General features: G+C 59.1%; 19 protein-coding genes. 2 read left to right on the top strand and 17 right to left on the bottom strand.

Going from position 1 to position 25,082, the window contains the following annotated elements:
• The first annotated feature begins 77 nt into the window (after positions 1-77).
• A complete protein-coding gene (locus tag OIS53_RS00435) occupies positions 78-503 on the top strand; it encodes an immunity 7 family protein (RefSeq protein ID WP_264680416.1) in 426 nt (141 codons plus the stop codon).
• 61 nt (positions 504-564) lie between these two features.
• Complete coding sequence (gene carB / locus OIS53_RS00430; protein WP_264680415.1) at positions 565-3,807, top strand: carbamoyl-phosphate synthase (glutamine-hydrolyzing) large subunit; 3,243 nt, start codon at positions 565-567, stop codon at positions 3,805-3,807.
• 202 nt (positions 3,808-4,009) lie between these two features.
• On the opposite strand, the gene OIS53_RS00425 is transcribed toward carB, so the two are convergent.
• The 17 genes from OIS53_RS00425 to nrfD all read right to left on the bottom strand — a co-directional run bounded on the left by OIS53_RS00425 (position 4,010) and on the right by nrfD (position 25,010).
• Entirely contained in the window at positions 4,010-7,801 is a 3,792-nt protein-coding gene (locus OIS53_RS00425; protein WP_264680414.1) for a hypothetical protein, read from the bottom strand.
• A gap of 211 nt (positions 7,802-8,012) precedes the next feature.
• Entirely contained in the window at positions 8,013-11,684 is a 3,672-nt protein-coding gene (locus tag OIS53_RS00420; RefSeq protein ID WP_264680413.1) for a sensor histidine kinase, read from the bottom strand.
• 155 nt (positions 11,685-11,839) lie between these two features.
• Positions 11,840-12,262: a DUF983 domain-containing protein gene (locus tag OIS53_RS00415; protein ID WP_264680412.1), complete on the bottom strand. Its 423-nt coding sequence runs from the start codon at positions 12,260-12,262 to the stop codon at positions 11,840-11,842.
• Positions 12,249-12,515, bottom strand: a complete 267-nt coding sequence (locus OIS53_RS00410) for a hypothetical protein (protein ID WP_264680411.1) — start codon at positions 12,513-12,515, stop codon at positions 12,249-12,251. The genes OIS53_RS00415 and OIS53_RS00410 overlap by 14 nt, the downstream gene beginning before the upstream one ends.
• A 102-nt stretch (positions 12,516-12,617) precedes the next feature.
• The gene (locus OIS53_RS00405; protein ID WP_319805467.1) at positions 12,618-13,187 is read right to left on the bottom strand and encodes a DUF420 domain-containing protein; all 570 of its coding nucleotides are present in this window, start codon (positions 13,185-13,187) and stop codon (positions 12,618-12,620) included.
• Positions 13,168-13,839 (bottom strand): SCO family protein, encoded by a 672-nt coding sequence (locus OIS53_RS00400; protein ID WP_264680410.1) that lies wholly within the window; start codon positions 13,837-13,839, stop codon positions 13,168-13,170. The genes OIS53_RS00405 and OIS53_RS00400 overlap by 20 nt, the downstream gene beginning before the upstream one ends.
• Positions 13,840-13,844: 5 nt before the next feature.
• On the bottom strand, positions 13,845-14,186 hold the full coding sequence (locus OIS53_RS00395) for a cytochrome C oxidase subunit IV family protein (protein WP_264680409.1): 342 nt from the start codon (positions 14,184-14,186) through the stop codon (positions 13,845-13,847).
• 77 nt (positions 14,187-14,263) lie between these two features.
• A complete protein-coding gene (locus tag OIS53_RS00390; RefSeq protein ID WP_264680408.1) occupies positions 14,264-15,034 on the bottom strand; it encodes a cytochrome c oxidase subunit 3 in 771 nt (256 codons plus the stop codon).
• 22 nt (positions 15,035-15,056) lie between these two features.
• Entirely contained in the window at positions 15,057-15,644 is a 588-nt protein-coding gene (locus OIS53_RS00385) for a cytochrome c oxidase subunit 3 (protein ID WP_264680407.1), read from the bottom strand.
• 110 nt (positions 15,645-15,754) lie between these two features.
• Positions 15,755-16,606 (bottom strand): heme o synthase, encoded by an 852-nt coding sequence (gene cyoE, locus OIS53_RS00380; protein ID WP_264680406.1) that lies wholly within the window; start codon positions 16,604-16,606, stop codon positions 15,755-15,757.
• 55 nt (positions 16,607-16,661) lie between these two features.
• Positions 16,662-17,741 carry a COX15/CtaA family protein gene (locus OIS53_RS00375; RefSeq protein ID WP_264680405.1) on the bottom strand — a complete coding sequence of 360 codons (1,080 nt, stop codon included), beginning with the start codon at positions 17,739-17,741 and terminating at the stop codon, positions 16,662-16,664.
• A 197-nt stretch (positions 17,742-17,938) separates the two neighbouring features.
• The gene (locus OIS53_RS00370) at positions 17,939-19,789 is read right to left on the bottom strand and encodes a cytochrome c oxidase subunit I (RefSeq protein WP_264680404.1); all 1,851 of its coding nucleotides are present in this window, start codon (positions 19,787-19,789) and stop codon (positions 17,939-17,941) included.
• 24 nt (positions 19,790-19,813) lie between these two features.
• Positions 19,814-20,872: a cytochrome c oxidase subunit II gene (locus OIS53_RS00365; protein ID WP_264680403.1), complete on the bottom strand. Its 1,059-nt coding sequence runs from the start codon at positions 20,870-20,872 to the stop codon at positions 19,814-19,816.
• 95 nt (positions 20,873-20,967) lie between these two features.
• Positions 20,968-22,296, bottom strand: a complete 1,329-nt coding sequence (locus OIS53_RS00360; protein ID WP_264680402.1) for a quinol:cytochrome C oxidoreductase — start codon at positions 22,294-22,296, stop codon at positions 20,968-20,970.
• An 8-nt stretch (positions 22,297-22,304) separates the two neighbouring features.
• Positions 22,305-23,036, bottom strand: a complete 732-nt coding sequence (locus tag OIS53_RS00355) for a c-type cytochrome (protein ID WP_264680401.1) — start codon at positions 23,034-23,036, stop codon at positions 22,305-22,307.
• On the bottom strand, positions 23,036-23,560 hold the full coding sequence (locus tag OIS53_RS00350) for a DUF3341 domain-containing protein (RefSeq protein ID WP_264680400.1): 525 nt from the start codon (positions 23,558-23,560) through the stop codon (positions 23,036-23,038). The genes OIS53_RS00355 and OIS53_RS00350 overlap by 1 nt, the downstream gene beginning before the upstream one ends.
• Positions 23,553-25,010: an NrfD/PsrC family molybdoenzyme membrane anchor subunit gene (gene nrfD / locus OIS53_RS00345; protein ID WP_264680399.1), complete on the bottom strand. Its 1,458-nt coding sequence runs from the start codon at positions 25,008-25,010 to the stop codon at positions 23,553-23,555. The genes OIS53_RS00350 and nrfD overlap by 8 nt, the downstream gene beginning before the upstream one ends.
• Between the last annotated feature and the right edge of the window lie 72 nt (positions 25,011-25,082).

Genomic DNA, 25,082 nt, shown 5'->3' with positions numbered 1-25,082 from the left:
CAGAGCGTAGCGAAGCATCTTGCCCGCTTTGTTTAAAGCTTCCTGTTACCGGCTTAATAAGGTTAGCGCAACTCAGAATGGTAGAAGTACATGGTTGGATCACGTTGCGTTATAGCGACTATCACTCAGAAGATTCTGAGCAGAATAACTTTCTGTACAACTTCAAACAATTTCTGCTTAGGCAGTATGCAGGAATGCTTGATGACCAAGTGGGTAGGTTAACGAGCCGTAATGGATTGGCCTGCTTTACTCTTACAGTGCAGCATAATCATTTAGGCGTTCCATTTTATCCCTTAGAAATTTTTACTTGGGTAGCTGATAATTCAACGGGTAGCTATGGACTTCTTCATTTTCATGATGATGAAGATGAGTGTCAGCACAATGAATTTCAGGTGTACGTCTTGAAACGAGGCCGGCTTGTAAAGTCAAAAGATTTATTCCTGTCGCCTTACGTGGAAGAAGTAGAGCAAGACTACGACGAGAACCATCCTCCTAAAGACTAAGAAATCACTAACCCGACTGCCTTTTTAACACGACCCGACGGTCTGTTACCCAACCCTTAGAATGAACAAACCCAACAAAGTTCTCATCCTCGGTTCCGGCGCCCTCAAAATCGGCGAGGCCGGAGAGTTCGACTATTCCGGCTCGCAAGCCCTCAAAGCACTCAAGGAGGAAGGCATCCGTACCATCCTCATCAACCCCAACATTGCCACCGTGCAGACCTCGGAGGGCATGGCCGACGACGTGTACTTTCTGCCCGTGACGCCCTACTTCGTGGAGGAGGTCATCAAAAAGGAGCGGCCCGATGGCATTCTGGTAGCGTTTGGCGGGCAGACGGCCCTGAACTGCGCCGTGGCCCTGTTCCGCGCCGGCGTATTTGAGAAGTACAGCGTGCGGGTGCTGGGTACGCCCGTGCAGAGCATCATCGACACCGAGGACCGGGAGATTTTCAAGGAGAAGCTGGCGCAGATTGGCGTACTCTGCGCCCGCAGCGTGGCCGTGACGACGCTGGACGATGCCCTGCTGGCCGGCGAGAAAATCGGCTTTCCCATCATCGTGCGGGCGGCGTTTGCGCTGGGCGGGCTGGGCAGCGGCTTTGCCAACAACATGGACGAGCTGCGTGCCCTGGCCCGGCAGGCCTTTACCACGTCGGACCAGATTCTGGTGGAAGAATCGCTCAAGGGCTGGAAGGAAGTGGAGTACGAAGTAGTGCGCGACCAGTTTGATAACTGCATCACGGTCTGCAACATGGAAAACTTCGACCCCATCGGCATCCACACCGGCGAGAGCATCGTGGTGGCCCCGTCGCAGACGCTCAGCAACCGCGAGTACCACAAGCTGCGCAGCATCGGCATCCAGACCATCCGGCACTTGGGCATCGTGGGCGAGTGCAATATTCAGTACGCTTTGGATCCGGAGTCAGAAGATTATCGGGTGATTGAGGTGAATGCGCGCTTGTCGCGCTCCTCGGCGCTGGCTTCCAAGGCCACGGGCTACCCGCTGGCTTTCGTGGCCGCCAAACTGAGTCTAGGCTACTCGCTGGCCGAGCTGAAAAACAGCGTCACGCAAACCACGTCGGCCTTTTTCGAGCCGGCCCTGGACTACGTAGTGGTGAAGCTGCCGCGCTGGGACCTGGGCAAATTCTCGGGCGTGAACCGGCAGATTGGTTCGGCCATGAAGAGCGTGGGCGAGGTCATGGCCATCGGCAAGTCGTTTGAGGAAGCCATTCAGAAGGGTTTGCGGATGCTCGACACCGGCCGGCGCGGCTTTGTGGCCAACCGGCCCGAGCACGTCGACCAAGACACGATTGACAAGCTGCTGAGCGAGCCGAACGAGGAGCGCATCTTCGCCATCAACCACGCCTTCGAGGCCGGCTACACGCTGGAACAGGTACACCAGCTGACGCGCATCGACCACTGGTTTTTGCAGCGCCTGTTCACGATTTTCCAACTCGGCCAGCAGCTGGCCGCCGGCCGCGCCACCGGCCTGGACTCGTTGGAAACCAAGCTGTTGCGCGAGGTAAAGAAAGCCGGTTTCTCGGACCAGCAGATTGCCGTGCTGCTGCTGGGCGAGAACAGCGCCACCAGCAACGTCAAAGCCAACGAGCTGCTGGTGCGCGCCCGCCGCCAGGCCCTGGGCGTGCGGCCCGTGGTGAAGCAGATTGACACGCTGGCCGCCGAGTTTCCGGCCCGCACCAACTACCTCTACCTCACCTACCACGGCACCGAAAACGACCTGGCCCGCGAAACCGCCAAGTCGGTGGCCGTGCTGGGTTCGGGCGTGTACCGCATCGGCTCGTCGGTGGAGTTCGATTGGTGCGGCGTGCAGGCCGTGCAGACCGTGGCCGAGGAAGGCTACAAGTCCATCATCATCAACTACAACCCCGAAACCGTCTCGACCGACTACGACGTGAGCGACCGGCTCTACTTCGAGGAGCTGAGCTTCGAGCGGGTGATGGACATCCTGGAGTTTGAGTTACCCGAGGGCGTGATTCTGAGTACCGGCGGGCAGATTCCCAACAACATCGCCACCCGCCTGGAGCAGGCCGGCGCGCCCATCCTGGGCACTTCGGCGGCCCGCATCGACGAGGCCGAGAACCGCCACAAGTTCAGCAGCATCCTCGACGAGCTGGGCATTGCCCAGCCGCGCTGGAGCGAGCTGACAAGCATGGAAGCCATTCACGCCTTCGTGCGGGAAGTGGGCTACCCGGTGCTCATCCGGCCCAGCTACGTGTTGTCGGGCGCGGCCATGAACGTGGTGTTGAACCCGCAGGAGCTGGAAGAGTACTTGAAGCTGGCCGCCGCCGTCAGCGCCGAGTACCCGGTGGTGGTGTCGGAGTTTATCCAGGAAGCCAAGGAAATCGAGCTGGACGCCGTGGCCGACCGGGGCGAAATCGTGAGCTACGCCATATCGGAGCACGTGGAGTTTGCCGGCGTGCACTCCGGCGACGCCACCATGTATTACCCGCCGCAGCGCGTGTACGTGGGCACGGTGCGCAAGCTCAAGGTCATTGCCGAGAAGATTGCCCGGCGCTTCCAGATCAGCGGGCCGTTCAACATCCAGTTCCTGGAGAAAAACCGGGAAATACGCGTGATTGAGTGCAACCTGCGCGCCTCGCGCAGCTACCCGTTCGTGTCGAAAATATCGGGCAACAACCTCATCAAAAAGGCTACCCAAGTGCTGCTGGGCAAGCAAGTAGCGCGCGACGAAAGCGAGCGGGTGTACGACCTGCCCTTCGTGGGCGTGAAGGCCCCGCAGTTCTCGTTCACCCGCCTGCCCGGCGCCGACCCGGTGCTGCGCGTCGACATGGTGAGCACCGGCGAAGTAGGCTGCCTGGGCGACACCGCCGAGGAAGCCCTGCTGAAAGCCATGCTGAGCGTGGGCTACAAAATCCCGCAGAAATCGGTGCTGATTTCCGGCGGCACCATCCAGTCGAAAGTGGCGCTGCTCTCCGCCACCGAGCTACTGGTGAAGCGCGGGTACCGGATCTACGCCACCCAGGGCACCCACCGCTTCTTCGCCGAAAACAACGTGCCCTCGAGCCTGCTCTTCTGGCCCAACGATATGCAGGAGCCCAACGTGCTAACCTACCTGAAGGAAAAGAAAATCGACTTGGTCATCAACGTCCCGAAAAACCTCTCCAAAGGCGAGCTGGACAACGACTACAAAATCCGCCGCACCGCCGTGGATTCCGGCGTGCCCTTGCTGACGAATGCGCGGCTGGCGCGGGCCTTTATTCTGGCTTTCTGCACGCTGGGGATAGAGGACTTGAAAATTAAGAGTTGGAACGAGTATAAGGCGATGTAGCGCCGTCCGGGAGCTTCTGCTCCTCTGCCAGAATAATTGTCTGCACGATTGTAGAGACACGCCCCTTCGCGTCTCCTCGTTGTACGACCCAACTAGCTCGTTCTGCCGGCGCGGACGATGAGACTCGAAGGGTCGCGTCTCTACACAAGCTGTTTCGATGACTGTGGACCACACCCCCGCGCCATCCCTTTGTATATCTCTCCTAAAATAGTACCGATACCTGCATCCTGCCCGTGTGTACGGCGGGGAGGCCGTTGGGCTTGCGGCCGTCGTAGGCCAGGGTCACGTTCAGGCCGTTGCTGAGGCGCTGCTCCAGGTTCAGGTTCCAGGTAAAATTGGCGCCGGGGCGCAGGGCTTGCAGGATTTCCAGGCCTACCAACGACACCTGGTCGCCGCGGAAATCGACGCGCACGTAGCGAGTAACGGCCGAGAGGGTGCGCTTGCCCACCTGGCTGACGCGGGTTTCCAGGCCCAGCTCGTCGAAGGTACCGCGGGCGTCCTGGTCGGGGCCGGGGCGGGTGTTCTGGCGGGAGGTGCGCAGGTAGGTGCCGGTGAGGCGCAGCACGTTGCTGGGCTGGTAGCTCAGCTCGGGCGCCACCTCCAGCTGCTGGAGCCGGAAGTTGCGGGCCACGAGGTAGTCGGATAGGTTTTCGCGGATGCTGCGGGTGGTGGTGAGGCGGGCCGTGAAGGTCTGGGCCAGGGTGCGGCGCAGCAGCACGCTCTGGCTGGCTTGGTTGCGGGTGTCGGAGCCCTGGGTGAGCAGTACCTTCTGCTGGGCCTGCTGCACAGTCAGCTCAGCCCCGAAAATGGGACTGGAGCGGTTGAAGTACACGGTGTTGCGCAGCAGCTTGTTCAGACTCAGGAGCAGGGCGTCGGCGGTCTGGAAGGCAAAGGGATTAAGGCGCGAGGATAGGCTGTTGTCGGTGGTTTTGCGGTCCAGGGTTACGGTGCTCAGGGCCGAAAACCGCCCCACCAGCCCGCGCAGCCCACCGGCCTCCCGCCAATTCCGCGGCGCGGTGGTAGTGAGCCGGTAGCTGAAGCGGTTGGTGAAGGCCAGGATGTACTCGTCGGTGGGCAGAAACACCTTGATGTGGGTGCGAAACTGGGCATCCGGGGTCTGGGCCTCGAAAAACTCTTCCTTGTCCTCGCGGCCGTTCTGGTTGGCGTCGCCGCCGTAGTAGTGGGTGCCCTGGCCGTTGGGTACGGGCAAAAACGAAAAGTCGCGCTTCAGCTCCCGGCCCGTGGCCACGGCGTAGGTCAGCTCCGAGCGCAGCACGTTCTGCAGGAAGCTGGCGTTCCAGTCGAGCTTGCCCAGCACGGTGCGCTGCCGGGCCGAGTCGCGGGCGGCCAGGTCGCGGTAGGTGGCCAGCACGGCCAAATCCTGGGTGCGGCCCAGGCGGGTAGTGAGGGCACCCTGCCAGGTTTGGGCCCGGCCGCGCGGGCGCAGCTCGGTGCGCTCGGGGTTAGGGGCCTGGTCGCGGCGGTAGCTGTAGTCGAGGCGGAAGCGGGTGGCGGCCGAGTCGCGGCTCTGCACAAACACAGCGTGCTCGTCGAAGTAGTTGGCCGACGACAGCGAATCGCCCGACGGCAGCTGCACCCGGTTTTTGTCGAAACGGTAGGCGTAGCCAGGCACAACGGGCGCCCCGGTGAAGCGGGCGGTGGCTTCGCCCCGCGCCCAACGGGAGCGGCGGCGGCCCGCTTCGGAGCCCAGCACAAACAGGTTGGCGCGCATCTGCACCGGCCCGCGCTGCTGGGCCACGTCGAGCCAGTGCTGCACCCCGCTCACCTCCCGGGCCCGGTAGCGGCGGCTGACGCGGTAGCCCAGGGCATTGTCGGCGTCCTTCACCGCTCCCACCGCGAAGTTCAGGATGTTGTCTTCGTGGGGTTGCTGGGAGTTGGTGATGAGCGTGTTCGAGGTGCTCCAGTTGCGGTCAAACTCAATGTCGCGGTACCGGTCGATGGGCGCGAAGTGGCGGCTGGTGTACTCGTAGTCGAGGGCCGAGCGCAGCTTGTACTGGCGCAGGCCCGGCAGGTTCAGGGCCCGGTCCTGCACGGCGTAGCCCACCCGCATGGCCCGGCCCTGGGCCGCCTCCGGCGAAAACCGGTTCAGGTCCAGCTCCGAGGCGGCCAAGTCCACGAACACCGTGGCCGTGGAGTCGATACGGAGGGCGGCGCCCACGGTGGCTACTTGCTTTTGCAGGGGCGTGGGCAGCACCCGCACCGGGGCGTAGGTGCCGCGCCCCTGGCCCACAAACTCGAACACCCGGCCGTTGGCATTCACGGCGCCCGGCTTGGTGCTCAGGTTGTAGGAGCCCTGGCCCGGCGCCACGCTAGTAAAGCGCACACTGTACACCCCGCGGGCGGAGTCGGGCGGGTACACGAACACGGCCGTGCGCTGGCCGGTAACGGGGTCGGGCTGCACCACGCGGTTGTACTGCACCTGGCGCCGGTCGTAGGCCACGGAGTCGGCACCGGGCGCTACGGCCCGGTTCACGTTGTCGCCGATGCCGCGCAGCAGCTCCCGGTCTTCCTCGCGCAGGGTGAGGTTGGGCGAGTTGTCGGGGTTGTCGGATTCGCGGTAGAGGTTGGCGTGCACCTGCACGCGGCCCAGCTGCTGGTAGTGGCTGGCGTGGTAGAGGGAGCGGGCGTAGTTGAAGTCGGAGTACTCGAAATCAACCTTGATGCGGGAATTACGGGTGATGAGGTGGCGGGGCGAAAAGGTGATTTCGGCTTGGTTGTAGTCGATGATGTAATCGAAGTCGAAACCCCGCACCATGAGCCGCCCGTCCAGAAATACCCGCTCGGAGTTGGCCAGGATGATGATAAACTGCTCCCCGTTGGGCCCGCGCAGGCGGTACGGGCCCTGCACGTTTTCCAGGGGCGTAATGTCGATGCTGGCAAACTTGCCCTTGGCCACGCCCGCCGCCACGGTAGTGGTGGCAAATGACGCCCCGCGCCGCAGCGGCACCACCGCGGAAATCGTCTGCGAAGCTGCCGCCCCCGACACGCCGCTGGCCGGCAGGGTGCTGCCCGCCGGCTGGGGCTGGCCCGGCACCGTGGGCGGAGCCGTCACGAAGGTGCCCGTGCTGGTGCCACTGGCGTTGGGGTACTGATACAAGGACAGGTTGCTGACACCCGGCCCCACGCCCACCCCAAATCCGCCCCCGGTGGGTAGGCGCCCGAAATTGGCTTCCAGGGCCGCGCCCTGCACGTTTTTATAGAAGCGCAGAAAGTAGTCGGGCTTGTTGCGCAGTACTACGTCGCCGGCCGTCAGGCTCCAGCGCGGGTGGGTGAGGGTGATGTAAATCCGGTCGAACTCCTGGAGCTGCTGGGTGTTGCCCTCGGGCTGAAACGGCACGTTCTGGTCGCTGATGGCCGCCGTCAGGTTGATCTGGTCGGTGAGGCGGCCTTCCAGCTGGAGGTTGAGCGAGGAGTTGACGAACACGTTCTGGGCGTTGCCGAACGACACGCCCCGGCTCAGGTTGCCGGTTTTGTTGATGCCCGGCGTGCTCAGAATCTGCTCTTTCACCGCAAAGTCCTGCACCCCAAAGGCCGGCCGCTGCCAAAACTCCACGCTGTCCATGAGCGTGCGGGGCCGCAACGTCCGCGGAGCCGCCAGCTGCACCGGCAGCACCCGGTAGCACACCTGTACCGAGTCGGCGTGCAGGGAAAATACCACGTCAGGCTGCCCCGGCTCCGGAGCCGGAAAGCGGGTGGCGGGCCGCACGTAACGGTAAAGGTCGGTGCGGCCGTCGTAGCTGACGGAGCGCCCAGCTATGCTCACGGAGGACGGCACCACGGTCATCGAGTCGCGTAGGCTGAACTCCACCGTGTCGCGCCCGGCCGGCAGGCGCACCCAGGCGCAGCGCCGGGTGCTGGGCGGGGCGGCCGGACCGCCGGGCCGCTGCTGGGCCTGTCCCGCGCCTACTGAGGCCGCCAGCACCGCCAGCAGCACCCAAACGCGCAGAAAACCAGACAGTAGCCGCCCCATCATAATCACAGATTGTGCAGATTAGTTGGATTGCACAGATTCAGGTATGTCCTGCTTTTCCCAGCCCTTAACGATAACCGTTTCCTCGTTCGTAAGTCACCTGTAGCAGGGTGCGCGAGACGGAAGTTACACTTCTCCCTCCTACAGCTCATTTGCTTATAACCCAGGTTCCACCTCAATCTGTGCAATCCAATTAGCCTGCACAATCCGCGGTTCAGCCAGCCAGCGGCAGGTCGATGCAGAAGGTGGTGCCTTTTTCTACCTCGGTTTCAAACCAGATGGTACCGCCGGCGCTTTCAATGCCGCGCCGAACCACGGCCAGTCCAATGCCGGAGCCGTGCTCTTTGGTGGTGAAATTGGGCACGAACACCTTGTCCTGCACCGCAGCCGGAATTCCGCAGCCGTTATCTTGAATGCAGATGCGCAGCCGGTCGGAGCCGTGGGCCTCCAGGCTGACCTCGATTTCCGGAGCGCGGTCGGCGGGCACGGCTTGCAGGGCGTTGATAAGCAGGTTGTTGAAGGTGCGCACCAGCAGGTTTTCGTCGGCGTACACCACGTAGCGGCCGGTATCGGCATCGTCGGGCAGCTTGAGCTGGATGCCGCTGCCGCCGGTGCGGTCCTGGTGCAGGCCCACGCACCGCCGCAGAATGGGCACCACGTCCAGGCGCTCGGGCCGCATGGCGGGCAGGTTGGTGAAGGTGCTGAACGAGGTGGCAATGTCCGACAGCACGTCAATCTGGGTGATAAGCGTCTGGGAGATTTTGCCAATTAGCTCCTCGGCATTGTCGCGGCGCTCGGCAATGGCCTTCTGCAAGAATTGCAGGCTGAGCTTCATGGGCGTCAGCGGGTTCTTGATTTCGTGGGCCACCTGCCGGGCCATTTCGCGCCAGGCCGCCTCCTTCTCCTGCATGGCCAGCTCCTGCTTGCTTTCCTCCAGCTTCAAGAGCATGTGGTTGTACTCGCGCACCAGCAGCCCGATTTCGTCGTCGGAGTTGTAAGCCAGCATTTCGTTCTGGCCCGTTAGGGTGGTTTGCTTGAGCTTTTCGGTTATCAGCCGCAGCGGCCCGGTCAGCACTTTCGAGGCCAGGTAAGCCAGCACCAAGAACAGGATGAACATCACGGTGAAGATGTTCAGGGTGGTCGAAATCAGCTCCGTGAGCTTGTTGTTGAGGTCTTTTTTAGAGTCGAAGAACGGAATGCCCACGTAGCCCACCACCGCGCCCGGCTGCCCCGGCCGGGCGGCCACGGCCCGCAGCGGCAGGTACAGGGAGTTGAACGACAGCGTGCCGGCGTGCTCGGTGAGCAGCACCCGCGGCTGCCGCCCTTCCATGAGCGCGGCCACCGCCTGCGGGTTGAGCAAGGTGCTCAGCAGCCCCGACTCCACAATCAGCGGCTGGCTGCTCACCAGCAGCTCGCCCTTGGCGTTGTAGAGGTTGAGGTCGGTTTCGGTCAGGGCGGCCACGTTCTCGGCCAGGTCCACCAGCGCGGCCCGGTCGGCCGACTCGGCCAGCAGCAGCCGGTTCTTGAGCAGGTTTTCCTGCACGGCCCGGCCGCGCCGCTCGTAGGAACGGCGCAGGTCGCGCTTGTAGGAGGAGGTAATCTGGCTGGCCGTGGCAATGCTCACCACCGCCATGGGCACCAGAATACCCAGGTTCAGGAACAGCTGAATCTTGGTGCTGAAGTTGGTTTGCAGCAGCATCCGGTAACGGCCCTGGGTTAGGGCATAGGCCCCCAGCACCACCATCAACGCAAAAGCGTGCAGCAGAAACAGGAAGGAGAAGTTGGCCAGCCAGTCGTACACCGAGTAGGTGGCCGTGGTGATGATAACCACCCGTTTGCCGGAGCCGCGCACGCCCAGGTGCTGGAAGCCCCCGGCCGAAAAGCCTTCGGCATAGAGGCTCGGGTCGCTCAGCCAGGCCGTGGGCAGGCTGTTCACGTAGTCGAAGTCGCCCTCGGTGTACACCAGCTGGTTGTTTTCGTAGCCGGCGTAGCTGAGGCCAGTGCCCAGGCCGGGCTGAAAGAATTTCTGGTCTACGAGCAGCTCGGGCACCACGCTGTTGGCGGTCAGCTTCTTCAGCGCGAGTTCGAGCACCACGTGGCTGGTGCCCAGCGGCGGCACCGGAATGGGCAGAAATGCCACGTACCGCCGGCTGCTGAACGAGTTGGGCCCGCGCAGCAGGTAGATGGCCGGGTTTTCGGTGGGCACGGCGTCGCGCAGCAGGTAATTGCGCATCTGCACCAGGTTGCCGGGCATGCCCACGGCCAGGCCGTTGGGCCCAAACAAGGTCACCACCACCTCATACTTATCAAAATAGCCTCGCAAATAGTACTTGGCCACTTTCTGCCGGATAATGTCCTGGTTGACGAACGGACTGGCCAGCAGGGCGCGCAGGGTCTGGTCTTCGGCCATTTCGCGGGCCCGCTCGGCCAGCAGGTATTCGCCCTGCAAGTCGTTGTCGACAAGCAGATTGCCGGCCATGGTTTGCTTGTTGAGCAGCAGTTGCCGGTTGAAGTACTCGTACAGGGCCAGCGCCCCCACGGCCGAGCTGACGCCCAGCATCAGAAACAAAAACAGGTAGACGTGGTAGGGCAGCACGGCCCCGATCTGCTTGAGCCCGGTGAAGCGCAGCACCAGAAAAAACGAGAGGGTGATACCCATCAGGATGGCGTGCACCTGCCCGAGAATCAGCCCCAGCCCCAGGAACAGGCCCGCCCCCAGCAGCAGCAGCAGCAGCCCCACCCGCCGCGTGGAGGGGCGCACAATGGCCGTAAACAGTAGGGAACAGATGTAAAACCCAATCAGGTAGCCGGCCGTGTGCAGCACAATGGCCAGGCAGAGCAGGGCTTTGAAGCTGCTCACCTCAATGTCCTGGGTGATGTCGAGCACCAGCTGGGAGTTGTTTGCGCTGTCGCTGTAGAAGCTGAACAGCATTTCCAGCAGCCCAAAGAATACCAGCACGGGCAGGGCCCCCGCTACCACCCGCTGCCGCCAGCCCTGCACCCGGCCCGCTTGCTGCAACAGCCCGGAGCGCCGAAACAGCCGTAGCGTAAACGTAGCCGTTATCACAAACAGCCCCGCGTTCAGCAGTAAGTCGCCCAGAGACGGCGACAACCACGACGCTGCGTACACCCGCGGGTCGAACAGGCGTAGCTCAATAAACGAGAACGGGAGGCTCCAATAGAGCAGCAGGGCTCGAAAGCCAGCCAGCGGCAGCACAATGGCCAGCGCCCCGTGCCAGACGCGCCCCTGCCGGAACAGCCGCCGCGCCACGTGCAGCCACCCGAGGATATAAAAGCCAATTCCGAGCAGCAGCAGCAGCAGCGGCACATAGCGCCCCGTTACCGGATCGGACTGTAGGCTCTCAATTGAAAACAAGTAGCTGCCGCTGGACGAGTGCACCTGGGGCAGATGGCCCGTGTTGCCTTCGGCTACCAGCCGCACGTTCATGCCCCAGAACAGCGCCTGCTCGCTGCCCTCACGCAGATACCGGTTGCTGATACCGTAGCGCAGCTCCAGCGGAATATAGGTGATGATGGTGTAAGGGCCGGCCGGCCGGCGCAACAGCAGAAACTGCCCAAAGCGCATCTCCACCAGCTTTTCGCGTACGGGCTGGCTGGCGTGCTCGGGCTCGGGCCGCACCGTGTGGTCGGACCAGTACAGCAGTTCCTCGCCCCGGAATACAAAAGTCGGGTACGTGGTGTGGCCGGTCAGGGTCTGGAAGCTGATGGCGCCAGCGGCCAGGTCTTCGGCCAAGGCATCGGCTTCCTGCCGGCCCACGGCTTCGGCCTCCCGCACCAGCGTCTGCAGCCGGTCGGCGGCGGCCCGCAGCCCCAGCTCCGGCGTCTGGCCGTACCGGTTGCTAAGGTAGGCGCACGCAAAGCACAACAGCGCCAGCAGTAGTAAGGGAAGGGGAGAATGAAAGGAAAGCCGGTTAAACTTCAAGAATCAGGGATATTACGGACAATGCGCTGGCCTACAGAACCGAAAGATGAACAGGCTCGGCGATACAAGCAAAAATGCCGCCCATTTGGCGGCATTTCCTACTCGTCGTCAGTTTCGGTGGTAGGGTGGTAAGGCGAGCCGGCGTAGCGCGGGTCGTAGCCGGTGCCGCCAAACAGGTAGAGCATCAGGGCGCGGGAGTAGCGCAGGCTCAGGGGCGTGAGAAGCACGGCCGCTACTGCCACCCAAGTCACGTATACCCACACTGCGGGGTCGTCGAGCAGGTGATACACCAGAAAGCCCGTCACCAGCATAATTGCCGTGGAAAAAACAAAGCTGATGTACATGGCCCCCCAATAAAAGCCGGGCTCCGGCTCGTACACCTGCCGGCAAACCGGGCAGGCCTTGGGCATGTCGGTGAACCTGGTCAGGTTAAAAGCCGAGTGCGTGAACAGTGGCCCCCGGTGGCAGCGCGGACAGCGCAGGGCCAACAGGCTCAGCAGCGTGGAGCTAGTAGCGGCCATGAGCGGTGGCTTTGCGCTTCTGGCTGTGACGGTACCAGAAGTAGCCCACGGCGCCGATTAGCACGTACGGAATGGCCATCAGATACAAAATACCCTTGTTCAGACCGGTCGTATCGTAGCCGTCCTTCTCTTGGCGCGAGGCCTCCACCTGCGTTTTGCACATGGTACACTGGGCCTGTGCCGCCAGGGGCGCCAAGCTCAAGAACAAGCTGAGCACCAGCGCCACCATTCCGTTCCAGATTCTGTTTTTCATACCTTCTCTTGCTCTACCAGGTCAACGATGCAGCCGCGGGCGAAGTTGCCGTTACCGCGGCCCCGGACAATAGAAACATACCGGTGGCGGTAAAGGATTCACTTACTGCGGGTAATAGGGCGCAATCATAAAGTACACCAGCACACCCGTCACCGACACGTACAGCCAGATGGGATAGGTCCAGCGGGCAATGCGGCGGTGCCTGCCGAACTGCTCTGTAAGGGCGTAGTAGAGCGTGAACAGCACCAGCCCTACCGTTACGGCGGCCAGCAGAATGTGCGTGAGCAGCAAAAAGTAGTACACGCCCCGAATCAGCCCTTCGCCCCCAAACTTGGTGCTGGGCACCTGGGAGTGGTAGGCCACGTACGACACAAGAAACAACGACCCCAGCAAAAACGCCAGCCCCATCATGGCGCGGTGCCGGGCTACATTCCGCCGCCGGATAAAGTAGTAGCCTAACATGAGCAACACCGCCGTCAGAGAGTTGAGCACGGCATTAACGGCGGGCAGACGCCGCACCTCCAGCCCCGGAATGACAAACACGCCCGGAAACAGGTACAGAATGGCCACCGCCACCGGAATGATGGCGGCCAGCGCCACCATCAGCACTTTGTACTTCGTGAAGTTGCTGGGGTTGACGACGGGGGCAGAATTATTCGTGGTCATGGTCATAGGCGTAGAGCAGGACGCCGATTTCAGTAATGAGGCGGTTGATTTCTTTTTCCTTGGTGCCGTCGTAGATGCCGCGCACGCGCCGGTTACGGTCCACGAGAAACACCTGCTGGGTATGCAGCGAGGTCGTGGCGCCACCCGGCGCGGGCGGCACCCGAAACTCTTCAGTAGCTAACCGGCTCAGGGCCGTTTTGTCACCCGTGAAAAAGAACCATTTGCCGGCAATGGCGCCGTAACGCTCCGCGTAGCGGGCCAGCACGGCCACTGAGTCGTGGTCGGGGTCGATGGTAAACGAGGCCAGGCGCACCCGCGGCTCCCGGCGGTATTTCTCCTGCACCCGCGCCAGCTGGCTGTTGAGGCGTGGGCAGGCGCCGGGGCACGAGGCAAAAAAGAAACTGGCCACGTACAGGCCCTTATCCGCTAGTTCCGCCTGTGATACCTCCCGGCCTACTTGTGAGGGCAGCCGGAACTCACCGATTTGGTGATAAACAGTATCGCGCTGCCACCTTCCGCCCACCTGCGTGGAGTCCACACGGTCGGGCAAGTAAGTTGGCAGCGCGTAACGGTTGGTGCCAAAGCTCTTCAGAAAGAGAAAAGCCAGCACCGGCACTAGCAGAATCAGGCCCAACACCAAGGTTTGTTTGGGCCGCATCAGCTCTATTTAAAGGCGTTCTGAATGGTTTCGCCGAGGTAGTTGCCTTCCGTGACAAGGGCCACCAGCAACCAAATCAGCAGTGCCATTGGAATCAGAATCGTCCAGATCAGCCCCTTGGTTTCATGCTTCAAGTGCATGAACTCGGCCACGATGAAGAAGGCCTTGAAGATGGTCAGGATGATGAAGATGGAATTGCGTAGGGTGCTGGCCGGCATGATGTAGGCAATCAGGAATTCCAGCGCCGTAATGGCCGAAATAATCCAGAAAGTTTTCCAGATCCAGGCGGTGTTCGGCTTCGGAATTTCCCCTACGGGACCAGAATGAGTGGGAGCGTGCTGAGCCATGAGCTTCAAAAGGAAAAGGCAAGTGGCTGGTTAGGTCAGCACTCAGGCGACGCCACCAGCCACTGCCGGGTATGCAATTAAACGAGGTAGAAGAAGGTGAATACGAACACCCACACCAAATCTACAAAGTGCCAATACAGGCCAATCTTCTCCACCATTTCGTAGTGCCCGCGCTTCTCGAAGGTGCCGTTGGTGGTGGCAATGAAGGCGTAAATCAACAGGCAGACACCTGAGAATACGTGGGTGCCGTGGAAGCCGGTGATGAAGAAGAACAGGTCGGCAAACAGCACCGGGCCGTACTGGTTCATCACCAGGTTGGCGCCGTGGAATACTGTGCCGTTATTCATCAGTGTGCCCTCGTCGGTGCCCGTAATAAAGTGGGTCCATTCCCAGGCCTGGCAGGCCAGGAAGGTGCTGCCAAACAGAATGGTCCACAACAGCCACTTTTGAACGTCTTTCTTATCCATCCGGTGGCCTGCTTCCACGGCCAGTACCATCGTTACGGAGCTGAAGATGAGGATCATCGTCATCAAAGCCACAAAACCCAGCGGCAGGTGAATACCGTGCAGGCCGGGGAAGGCATCGAACACCTTTTCCGGGATGGGCCAGTAGCTGGTCGAAAACTGGAAAGCTTCGGGCGTGCCGGTGTAGGCTTCGTGGCGGTGACGGATCAGGCCGTAGGTGGTCAGGAAGGCGGCGAACGTAAAGGCGTCCGACAGCAGGAAGAACCACATCATCAGCTTGCCGTAGCTGGCCTTGAAGGGCTCGTTTCCGCCGTCCCAGGTGCCGGTGCGCGGCTTATCCAGGGCGGAATCAGAAATCGTCTGCGTCGTGGAAATGGTGGACATAGCGTGCGGGGGTTGACGAAAATCAGTGGTTCAAAAGTAGGAACAAATACAGGTACAACCAAAGCGCGCCCAGGAAGTGCCAGTAGATGGTGACGTTGCCGATGGAGAGCATCTGGCGGGAATGCACCTGATACTGAAAGCTTTTCCGCAGCACAACCAGCAGGAAGATTAGCCCGGTAATCAAGTGAAATCCGTGCACGCCGGTTAGTACATACAGAAATGAGCCGGAAGGGTTGGCATCAGTACCCCCAAAAAAGATGCGCCGGTCTACCAACTGCACCCACATTTGCCACTGCCCCACCAGAAAAGCCGTTCCCAGCGCGAAGGTCAGCAGCAAACCCGTCCGCACGCGGTTCAGCTCATCCTGGCGGGCCGAGGCCCAGGCCCACTGTATGGTGGCGCTGCTCAAAGCAATGAGTATCGTGGTAATCAGAAAGCCGCCCGGCAGCTCAAACTCCAGCCAGTTACCTTCTTCGCGGCGCACAATGTAGGCGCTGGTATAGGCCGCGAAAATCATGGTGATGCTGACCATCATCAGCCACAGCAGAAACCGCAGCGGGTGAATACCGGTAGCGGGCTGCTTGGTGTGTAATGCTTCGGAAGGATGCATAGTGTAGTGGAAGTGAGAAGTAGGACATGAGAAGTGAGACACGTAGTAAACAAGAGCTAGTGGCCATTTGTCTCACTTCTCCTGTCTTACTTCTTCCCTCCCCGACGCCGTTACGCTTTGTCTAGTACCAGAGCTATCTGCACAATGGGCAGGTAGAGAAACGACCCGAACATGATGCTCATGGCCGCTTTCTTACTGACCGTGCGCATGAGGTAAAAGGTCTGCATCAGGAACAGCACCCCGCACACGGCCGCCACCATGGGGTACACGGTGCTGGTCATACCAAAGTAGAACGGCAGCAGGCTCAGCGGAATCAGCACCAGCGTGTACGTCATAATCTGGAACGCGGTGCGCAGGTCTTTGCGGCCGGGCGTGGGCAGCATCTTGAAGCCCGCCTTTTTGTAGTCATCGTCGAGCACCCAGGCAATGGCCCAGAAGTGCGGAAACTGCCACATAAACTGAATACCGAACAGAATCCAGCCTTCCAGGCCCAGCACGCCCGTAGCAGCTACCCAGCCAATGAGCGGCGGCATTCCGCCCGGAATGGCTCCTACGGCCACGCAGATGGGCGAAATCGTCTTGAGCGGAGTGTACACGAACCCATACAGGATTAGCGACACCAACGACAACGCAGCGGCCAGCGGATTAAAGAAGTAAGCCAGTAGCGCCAGTCCGGCCACGCCAAGCACAGCGGTGAATATCCAGGCTTCGGTTACGCTCAGCACTCCCAGCGGCAAGGGCCGCTTAGCCGTCCGCTTCATCAGCCGGTCGAGGTCTTTCTCGAAAATCTGGTTGATGGTATTGGCCGAGCCCGTTACGGCCAGCCCTCCCACCAGCACCAGCAAGGCCTTGCCCCAGTCTAGCTCCTGAGCTCCCAGCAAATAGCCGATGGCGCTGGAAAAGGCCACCGTAAGCGCAAGCCGGAATTTGAGCAGCTGAAAGAAAGCCCTGACCTTGTTCATCAAGCGTGGATGCAATGTTGGCTGGCAACCGGGCCCGCTCAACAAGGCCGCAAAGTTACGCAACAACCGCCGGAGTAGCGCCCTGCGGCTGCAACTTCGTGGCGCGGCGGTAGGCAATCAGGGCCAGAAACTGCGCCCCAAACAAGAGTGTAGCCAAGGTAAGATGCAGGGGCTGGGCCACAGCCGGAAAAGCAAAGTACGCCAGCACGATACCAGCCAGGATTTCAGCCCCAATCAGCCCGAGAATAGCGGAGGCCAGCCAATGCAGGCGACGCGACGGTAGCAGGTAGAGTCGATACGCCAGGTATACATTTACGAGCAGCAGCACGGCCGAAAACGTACGGTGCACCCGAAAAATGCTGCCGAGCTGCTCAATCCAGGTTTCGCGGCTTAGATAGTTGGCGGCAAACGCCACCATGTCTACTTCCTCCCGCACCTGAGTGCCTAGCACAATCTGGCCGAAGGTGAGCAGCACCGCCACCCACAACCAAGCCGTAAGGCCTGGCACTGGCCGCACCCGCACCGCCTGGTGCGCATCCCACTGCGACCTATCCACGGCGTACAGCAGCATAGCCACAATGAGCAGCGCCAGCCCCATGTGAATGGTCACCATGATGGGCAGCAGGTTGGTCGATACTACCAAGGAGCCCAGCCAGCCCTGTACCCCGGTCAGGATAAACGAGGCAAATGCCAACCAGAACACGGGCGCGTCGCGGCGCCAGTAAGGCCAGGCAAACACCACTGTCAAGAACACAAATACGCCGATCAGCGCCCCTACTAAGCGGTTAATGTATTCAATCCAGGTTTTCACCGGGTTGAAGTCGGTTTCAATGTACTGAGTGGGATGAGCAAAGATTTCCTGCGCCACTTGGCTGAAGCCCATCCGCTCAAGTCGGGCAGCTACTTTCTTATTCTTCTCAACCCGCTGGGCAGTGTAGATTTCCTTGTAATTGGCCGGCAACTGGCTGATGTGCGTCGGCGGCACCCACGTGCCGAAGCATTTAGGCCAGTCGGGGCAGCCCATGCCCGAGCCCGTGCTGCGCACAACCCCGCCTACCAGGATCAGGACATACACGGCCACTACTGTCAGAATACCTACAAAACGAAAGCGCCGGACAAAAATGGGAGTTGACATAAAGCGAATAAAGGCGAGCGTACTGTTCAGGTAATACCTGCAGGCTCAGGCCGCAAGGTGCTACTTGAGTGCAAAACAACTATAGCCACTGTTTGGCTCAAAAAATCATTTGCTTTTCCGTGGCCTGCATTTGGCTTCTATGCAACGAAAAAGGCCGCTGGTTACCCAGCGGCCTTTTTTACATTTTGTTCAGTGCACTATTCCATTTCACGCTCGTAGGGCAGGTTCGATGACTGCGTCTGGGAGTACGGAACGTTTTGGGGAATGAAGTCGTCAGCGGCACCGGGCTTGCTGTAATCATAAGGCCAGCGGTGCACGGCCGGAATAGCACCGGGCCAGTTGCCGTGGCCGGGAACCACCGGAGTCGTCCACTCCAGCGTAGTTGAATTCCAGGGGTTTTCGCTGGCGCGGCGGCCGCGGAAGATGCTGTAGAAGAAGTTGAAGATGAAGACAAACTGGGCGAAAAAGGCCAGGATGGCAGCAATCGAAATAAACTTATTCAGGTCAGCAAACTGCGCGAAGCTGTCGAAACCCGTCCAGGCGTAGTAGCGGCGGGGGAAGCCAGCAATACCTACGTAGTGCATGGGCAGGAACACCAGGTACACGCCGAGGAAGGTCAGCCAGAAGTGCACGTAGCCCAGCTTTTCATCCATCATGCGGCCGAACATCTTCGGAAACCAGTGGTACACCCCGGCAAACAGGCCAAAGAAGGCCGAGCTGCCCATTACCAGGTGGAAGTGAGCCACCACAAAGTAGGTGTTGTGCATTTGAATATCAAGGGCAGCGTTACCGAGCACAATACCAGTTAGACCACCTGCCACGAACAGCGACACAAAGCCGATAGAGAACAACATAGCCGAGGTGAAGCGGATATTACCGCGCCACAGCGTAGCCAGCCAGTTAAACGTCTTCACCGCTGAAGGCACAGCAATAATGAGCGTCAAGAACATAAACACCGACCCTAGGAAGGGGTTCATGCCCGTCACGAACATGTGGTGAGCCCACACTACAAAGGACAGCAAGGAAATACCCAGCAAAGAGCCAATCATAGCGCGGTAGCCAAAGATAGGCTTGCGGGCATTGGTCGCCATAATTTCCGAAACCATACCCATAGCGGGCATAATCACGATGTACACTTCGGGGTGACCCAAGAACCAAAACAGGTGCTGGAACAAGATAGGCGAACCGCCCGTGTTCGGCAGCGCCTGCCCGGCAATGTAGATGTCGGAAAGGAAAAAGCTCGTGCCAAACGAACGGTCGAAGATCAGCAGCAAAGCAGCCGAAAACAGCACCGGGAACGAGAGCAAGCCCAGAATAGCCGTCAGGAAGAAAGCCCAGATAGTCAGGGGCAGTTTCGACATCGACATACCCTGAGTGCGCAGGTTGATAACGGTGGTGATATAGTTTACTCCACCCAGCAGCTGCGACACAATGAACAGAGCCATCGACACCAGCCACAGCGTCATGCCAGCACCGGAACCCGGAATAGCTTGCGGCAAGGCACTCAGCGGCGGGTAAATTGTCCATCCTGCGGAGGCCGGACCCGTTTCGATAAACAGAGAGCTGAACATAACCACGCTCGACAGGAAGAAGAACCAGTACGAGAGCATGTTCATGAAGCCCGAGGCCATGTCGCGGGCCCCCACTTGCAGCGGAATCAGGAAGTTGGAGAACGTACCCGACAAACCGGCAGTCAGCACGAAGAACACCATGATGGTGCCGTGCATGGTTACCAGGGCCAGATAAAATTCTGCATTAAGCTTACCAGCCTCAATCCAACGGCCCAAGATGGGCTGCAGCCACTCGAACGTGGATTCAGGCCAGCCCAGTTGCAAACGGAACAAGCTTGACAGCGTGCCGCCGATAATAGCCCAGAAAATGCCGGTAATTAGAAACTGCTTGGCAATGACCTTGTGGTCGGTGCTGAAGACATACTTCTGCAGAAAATTCTGTTCGTGGTGCTCGGTGTGCTCGTCGTGCGAGACGCCGGGCTCGGTTACGCCGGCACCACCTTGCACTTGCGCTTGAGTAGGAAAATTAGCAGCCATGTAAGAAGCGTGCAGTTAGTGTAGTTAAAGCGAAGCGTTGGCAGTAGCAGGAACTACCGCAGCAGCTTCCTTCTCAACCATTTTGGTGGCCTTCTGTTTAAAGTTGGCCAAAACTTCGGGGTTTTGCTCGGCAAAAGGCTTTTGCTGGGCAAACCACGCCACATAATCGTCGGGCTCATCCACCACGATGTTCAGCTTCATGGCGAAGTGGCCACGGCCGCAGATCTGGTTGCAAGCCAACTCGTAGTTGAACTTGGGGTTGCCAGTCTGGGCCCGCATCTCATCAGTTGTCTTGGTCGGCGTGAACCAGAACTTGGTGGGCATACCAGGTACGGCATACATCTGCACCCGGAAGTGCGGCATGTACACGGCGTGTAGTACGTCGCGCGAACGAATCTTCAGCAGTACAGGGTGACCTTTCGGAACGTGCACTTCACCCACTGTAAAGTCATCCAAGCCGTTTTGGTCACTCAGGTCGAAGCCAAATTCGTTGACAGCATCGATGAGTCGGTAGTTTACCACACCCAGTTTTTGGTCGCGGCCAGGGTAACGTACCAACCAGTTGAACTGCTTGCCCATTACTTCTACCACCACGGCGTCTTTCGGAGCCGGCCCTGTAATGCGGGACCATTCCTTCCAGCCGGCAAACACGAGGGCTGCCATCACAATGGCCGGAATCAGCGTCCAGATAATCTCAATCTTGTTGTTATGCGGAAAGAAAAAGGCCCGCCGGCCTTCTTTGTGCTGGTACTTATACGAATACACAAAGAGCAACACCTGGGTCAGCACAAACACAATACCCAGGATAATCATCGTCGTCCAGAACATACGCTCCGTAGCGTAGCCATGGACTGAGGCAATCGGGACGATCATTGCGTCGTAGCTATCCACAAACGACCAAGCGAAGGCCGCACCACCCGCCACCAGAAAGATGAGGAACAGAATAGCATTCACCCGGTTGCTAACCCCAACTTCCCGGGTAAAGCTTCCCGAGAAAATAGAGGTCAAAATCTGGAGGCGGAACAGCAGACCAAAGACGATCAGCAGCAGCACCAATACCAGAACAATACCAAGAGCAGTCATTAGCTAAATGTAGAAGTGAGAGTTGAGAGGTAGGAAGTGAGATGCTGCTATACGGTCAAGTCTAACTTCTCACTTCTCAATACTCATGTCTGAAATCAGGTGGTGTGGTGTACGCTTTCGTCCAGGAACGGATGGTGAACCGGCACCAGAGAGGCCGAAGCCAAACGCTTCGTCATCAGCAGCAGGAAGGCTCCCAAGAAAATTAGCGCGGTGCCAATCTCAATGATAAACCCGTTCTCTGCTTTCATTGTTCCGGGCATCAACATCAAATAGAAGTCCGACCAGTGGCCAATCAGAATAGCAATACTCACAATTTTGAGCATGATCATCTGGCGCTTGGCGTCCCGGGTCATGAGCACCAGGAAGGGGAATACGAAGTTGATGAATAGGTTGAAGAAAAACAGCCAAGTGTATTGACCATTGAACCCGCCCAGACGCTGGTTGAAGTACACCGATTCTTCGGGTAGGTTGGCGTACCAGATCAGCATAAACTGCGAGAACCACACGTAGGTCCAGAAAATGCTGAAGCCGAACATGAATTTGCCCAGGTCGTGCAGGTGGCCTTCGCGCACGAAGCGCAGGTAGCCGGCTTGCTTGAGCAGGATGGTACACAGCGTAACGGCTGCAATGCCCGACACCCACCACGAGGCGAAAACGTACCAGCCAAACATTGTCGAGAACCAGTGCGTGTCAACCGACATCACCCAGTCCCAGGCCGCAATCGGCGACGACACAGCGAAGATTACCAGGAACAGCGCCGAAACGTTGATGCTTTTGTGGAAGTACTGAGTGCCGCCGTTCAGGTCTTCGGCCAGTGACAAGTCGCGCAGACGCTTCGTGAAGTAAGCCCACAGGCCAAGGAAAATCACCATGCGGGCAATGTAGAACCACAGGTTCAGGTACCCTTGCTTACCAGCAATAATGGCGTCGTAGTTGGCATTGCCTTTTTCCATAATGCCCGGCATCGTCCAGTGGAAGATGTCGTGGTTGATCAGGCTGATGCCGAAAATTACCAGCATGAGCACAAGACCCGGAATCAGCCAGGCGCTGAGGGCCTCGGCTATTCGCTTAATGAGCACGGACCAGCCGGCATAGGCTACGTATTGAATAGCCACGAACACCGTTCCAACGGCCGCTACGCCGGTGAAGAAGACGTTGTTGTGCCACAGACTAACAATGAAGCGCTTCAGCCAGGCAGGGCTGCCGTGGTGTCCTTCGGCGGCCCCGGCACCGTGGCTGGTAGCACCATGAGCAGCAGCGGCTCCTTCGTGGTGTTCGGCTCCAATGCCCAGGGCGGCCAGCAACAGGCCTATCCCCAGCACAATGGCCCCAGCCACGATGAGCATGATGAATCGTTTGCGGGTGTTCGGCGAAACCTCCAGGTATTCAGCCGTGGCGCTTTCTTGATGCGTCAGAGTTGCCATAGGTAGGTTTAGTTTGCCGTGCCGTTTCGTGCTCCATCTCCCTGCCCTGGTAGGGACGAGGCTTTATCTGCCTGAGCCTCCAGTACCGGTGATTGGTTGGCGCGGTCCGTCATCTGTGAAGAGTCTTGAGCCACTGCTTGGGCGCCGAGGAAATCGGCTACACCATCGGGACCTTTACCCAATTGCAGTGCCCGAACATACATGGCAATCTTCCAGCGCTCCTTGGGATTCACGATGGAGCCGTGCGGCATCATGCGGTTGCGGCCCCACTGAATGACGTGGTATATGTGCCCATCATTCATGTTCTTATAAGCGCCAGCCGAATAATTGGGTACGCCTTTAAACTTTAAACCTACCGGCCCCTGGCCGTCGCCGTTCTCACCGTGACACTGGGAGCATATCCGGGTGTACAGCACTTTGCCTTCTTCCAGATTGGCTTTAGTATAGGCAAAGGGATTCTTTAGAACCCGCTCTGCCGTTTCCACATCGTCTTTACCGATGTGGGTGTAATAGTCCATCTTACCACGTGGCACTGTACCAACAGCCGGAACACGCTGGTTGAGGCCCATGGGATTGACCTTATTGGCATTTAGCTGCTTCAACGGTTCGTATGGAATCGGGTCATACATCTCCGGAGCATACTCCAGACCAGTATCATCGGCGCGGTTGCAGGCGGTGATGAACACCGAAGCCAGCAGCACGGCCGACGCTTGCAGACTTATTTTCAGCGAATGCGTCATTAGAACTTGGACATTTCTTTTTGGTTCACCTCCGAAGCGCCGTTTTCACGCAGCAGCTGCGTTAGCTTGCCTATGTCGGTATTTTCATTTACCTCGATTGCCATCACAAACTTATCGTCGGTGGAGCGCACATCCAGAACGGGCACTTTCCACCGCGGCCAGAGCTTGCTGATGAGGAAGAAGGTAATCATCATGCCGTGTGCGCAGAAGAGAACCGTCATCTCAAAGGCAACCGGGATAAAGGCCGGCAGCGCAATGTGCGGCTTACCGCCAATAATCATCGGCCAGTCAAAGCCCAGCATGTAGATCTGCATCCACAGAGCGAAGCTCAGGCCGGTAAGGCCGTAGAAGAATGCCGCAATGGGTAGCCGGGAACGTTCGATGCCTAGAGCCTCGTCGATGCCGTGCACCGGAAACGGCGTAAAAACTTCGTAGATCTTTACGCCCGCTTCGCGGACGTTTTCAACGGCGTGCAGCAGCACGTCTTCGTCGTCGAAGATGCCGAGGGCGAAGCGCTTAGTCATGCTTGTTGTAGTTTACAGGGGCCGAAGCCGGAACTCCGTGGGTGGTAGCGGGCTGATGAGCGTGCTGGTGCTTGTCGACACCGGTGTAGGTGGGGCCATTGTCGACGGTGTACTTCAGCACCGACTTCACTTCCGCCATGTTGATTACCGGGAAGAACTTGGCAAACAGCAGGAACAGAGTGAAGAACAAACCAATTGTGCCCACATATATGCCAATGTCGATGATGGTGGGCGAGAACATCACCCAGCTCGACGGCAGGTAGTCGCGGTGCAGCGAGGTAACGATGATTACGAAGCGCTCAAACCACATCCCGATGTTTACGATGATGGACAGCACGAACGTGGCCGGGATACTATAGCGAATGCGACGAATCCACACCAGCTGGGGCGAAATCACGTTGCAGGTCATCATCGACCAGTAGGCCCACCAGTAAGGACCCGTGGCGCGGTTAATGAAGGCGTACTGCTCGAACTCAACCTGCGAGTACCAGGCAATGAAAAACTCGGTGATGTACGCTACCCCTACGATGGAGCCCGTAATCATCATGATTTTGTTCATGAGAGCAATGTGCTCCAGCGTAATATAGTCTTCCAGCTTAAACACCACGCGGGTAATCAGCATCAGCGTGAGCACCATGGCGAAGCCCGAGAAGATAGCACCGGCCACGAAGTAGGGCGGGAAGATGGTGGTGTGCCAGCCCGGAACCACCGAGGTAGCAAAGTCCATTGATACAATGGTGTGTACCGACAGTACCAACGGAGTCGAAACACCGGCCAGAATCAGGGACACCGTTTCGTAGCGTGACCAGTGCTTGGCCGAGCCGCGCCAGCCGAAGCTTAGCAGGGCGTACGCACGCTTGGCAATCGGGCCTTTGGCCCGGTCGCGGATGGTAGCAAAGTCAGGAATCAGGCCCGTGTACCAGAATACGAGCGAAACCGAGAAGTAAGTCGAAATAGCGAATACGTCCCAGAGCAGTGGCGAATTGAAGTTCACCCACAGCGAACCGAACGTATTCTGGAAGGGAAACACCCAGTATGCGAGCCAAGGACGGCCCATGTGCAGCACCGGGAACATAGCGGCGCAGATTACGGCGAAGATGGTCATGGCTTCAGCCGCCCGGTTGATGGAGGTCCGCCACTTCTGGCGGAACAGCAGCAGTACGGCCGAAATCAGCGTGCCAGCGTGGCCAATACCTACCCACCACACGAAGTTGGTGATATCCCAAGCCCAACCAACGGTTTTGTTGAGCCCCCATTCCCCGATACCGTACCACAGGGTGCGGTACACGGAGTAGAAGAAGACGCCGAGGAGAAGCAGTGCAACGCTCAGAGCAGCCATCCAGCGAATGTTGGGCTTGGCTTCTACTTGGCGGCACACGTCCTGGGTGACGTCGTGGTACGTTTTCCCCCCGGTAACGAGCGGCTCCCGTACAGGCGATACGTGCTGCATAGTGTTGTGAATTATGTTGTTGGGGTCTTAGGGACTTGGGGACTTGGTTTTCGGCGAATTGGAAAAGGCTTC

The sequence above is a fragment of the Hymenobacter sp. YIM 151500-1 genome, assembly GCF_025979885.1.
In the GTDB taxonomy this organism is placed as follows: Bacteria; Bacteroidota; Bacteroidia; order Cytophagales; family Hymenobacteraceae; genus Hymenobacter.
The sequence above is the reverse complement of the archived record's forward strand: the minus strand, read 5'-3'. Positions and strand labels throughout refer to the sequence as shown.

Coding starts and splice junctions, on each gene's coding strand:
- OIS53_RS00355 (WP_264680401.1), bottom strand. CDS start 23,036: ATGACGCATTCGCTGAAAATAAGTCTGCAAGCGTCGGCCGTGCTGCTG.
- OIS53_RS00415 (WP_264680412.1), bottom strand. CDS start 12,262: ATGGCCGCTACTAGCTCCACGCTGCTGAGCCTGTTGGCCCTGCGCTGT.
- OIS53_RS00360 (WP_264680402.1), bottom strand. CDS start 22,296: ATGGCAACTCTGACGCATCAAGAAAGCGCCACGGCTGAATACCTGGAG.
- carB (WP_264680415.1), top strand. CDS start 565: ATGAACAAACCCAACAAAGTTCTCATCCTCGGTTCCGGCGCCCTCAAA.
- OIS53_RS00375 (WP_264680405.1), bottom strand. CDS start 17,741: ATGTCAACTCCCATTTTTGTCCGGCGCTTTCGTTTTGTAGGTATTCTG.
- OIS53_RS00410 (WP_264680411.1), bottom strand. CDS start 12,515: ATGAAAAACAGAATCTGGAACGGAATGGTGGCGCTGGTGCTCAGCTTG.
- OIS53_RS00370 (WP_264680404.1), bottom strand. CDS start 19,789: ATGGCTGCTAATTTTCCTACTCAAGCGCAAGTGCAAGGTGGTGCCGGC.
- nrfD (WP_264680399.1), bottom strand. CDS start 25,010: ATGCAGCACGTATCGCCTGTACGGGAGCCGCTCGTTACCGGGGGGAAA.
- OIS53_RS00365 (WP_264680403.1), bottom strand. CDS start 20,872: ATGACTGCTCTTGGTATTGTTCTGGTATTGGTGCTGCTGCTGATCGTC.
- OIS53_RS00435 (WP_264680416.1), top strand. CDS start 78: ATGGTAGAAGTACATGGTTGGATCACGTTGCGTTATAGCGACTATCAC.
- OIS53_RS00390 (WP_264680408.1), bottom strand. CDS start 15,034: ATGTCCACCATTTCCACGACGCAGACGATTTCTGATTCCGCCCTGGAT.
- OIS53_RS00385 (WP_264680407.1), bottom strand. CDS start 15,644: ATGCATCCTTCCGAAGCATTACACACCAAGCAGCCCGCTACCGGTATT.
- OIS53_RS00405 (WP_319805467.1), bottom strand. CDS start 13,187: ATGACCATGACCACGAATAATTCTGCCCCCGTCGTCAACCCCAGCAAC.
- OIS53_RS00425 (WP_264680414.1), bottom strand. CDS start 7,801: ATGATGGGGCGGCTACTGTCTGGTTTTCTGCGCGTTTGGGTGCTGCTG.
- OIS53_RS00395 (WP_264680409.1), bottom strand. CDS start 14,186: ATGGCTCAGCACGCTCCCACTCATTCTGGTCCCGTAGGGGAAATTCCG.
- cyoE (WP_264680406.1), bottom strand. CDS start 16,606: ATGAACAAGGTCAGGGCTTTCTTTCAGCTGCTCAAATTCCGGCTTGCG.
- OIS53_RS00350 (WP_264680400.1), bottom strand. CDS start 23,560: ATGACTAAGCGCTTCGCCCTCGGCATCTTCGACGACGAAGACGTGCTG.
- OIS53_RS00400 (WP_264680410.1), bottom strand. CDS start 13,839: ATGCGGCCCAAACAAACCTTGGTGTTGGGCCTGATTCTGCTAGTGCCG.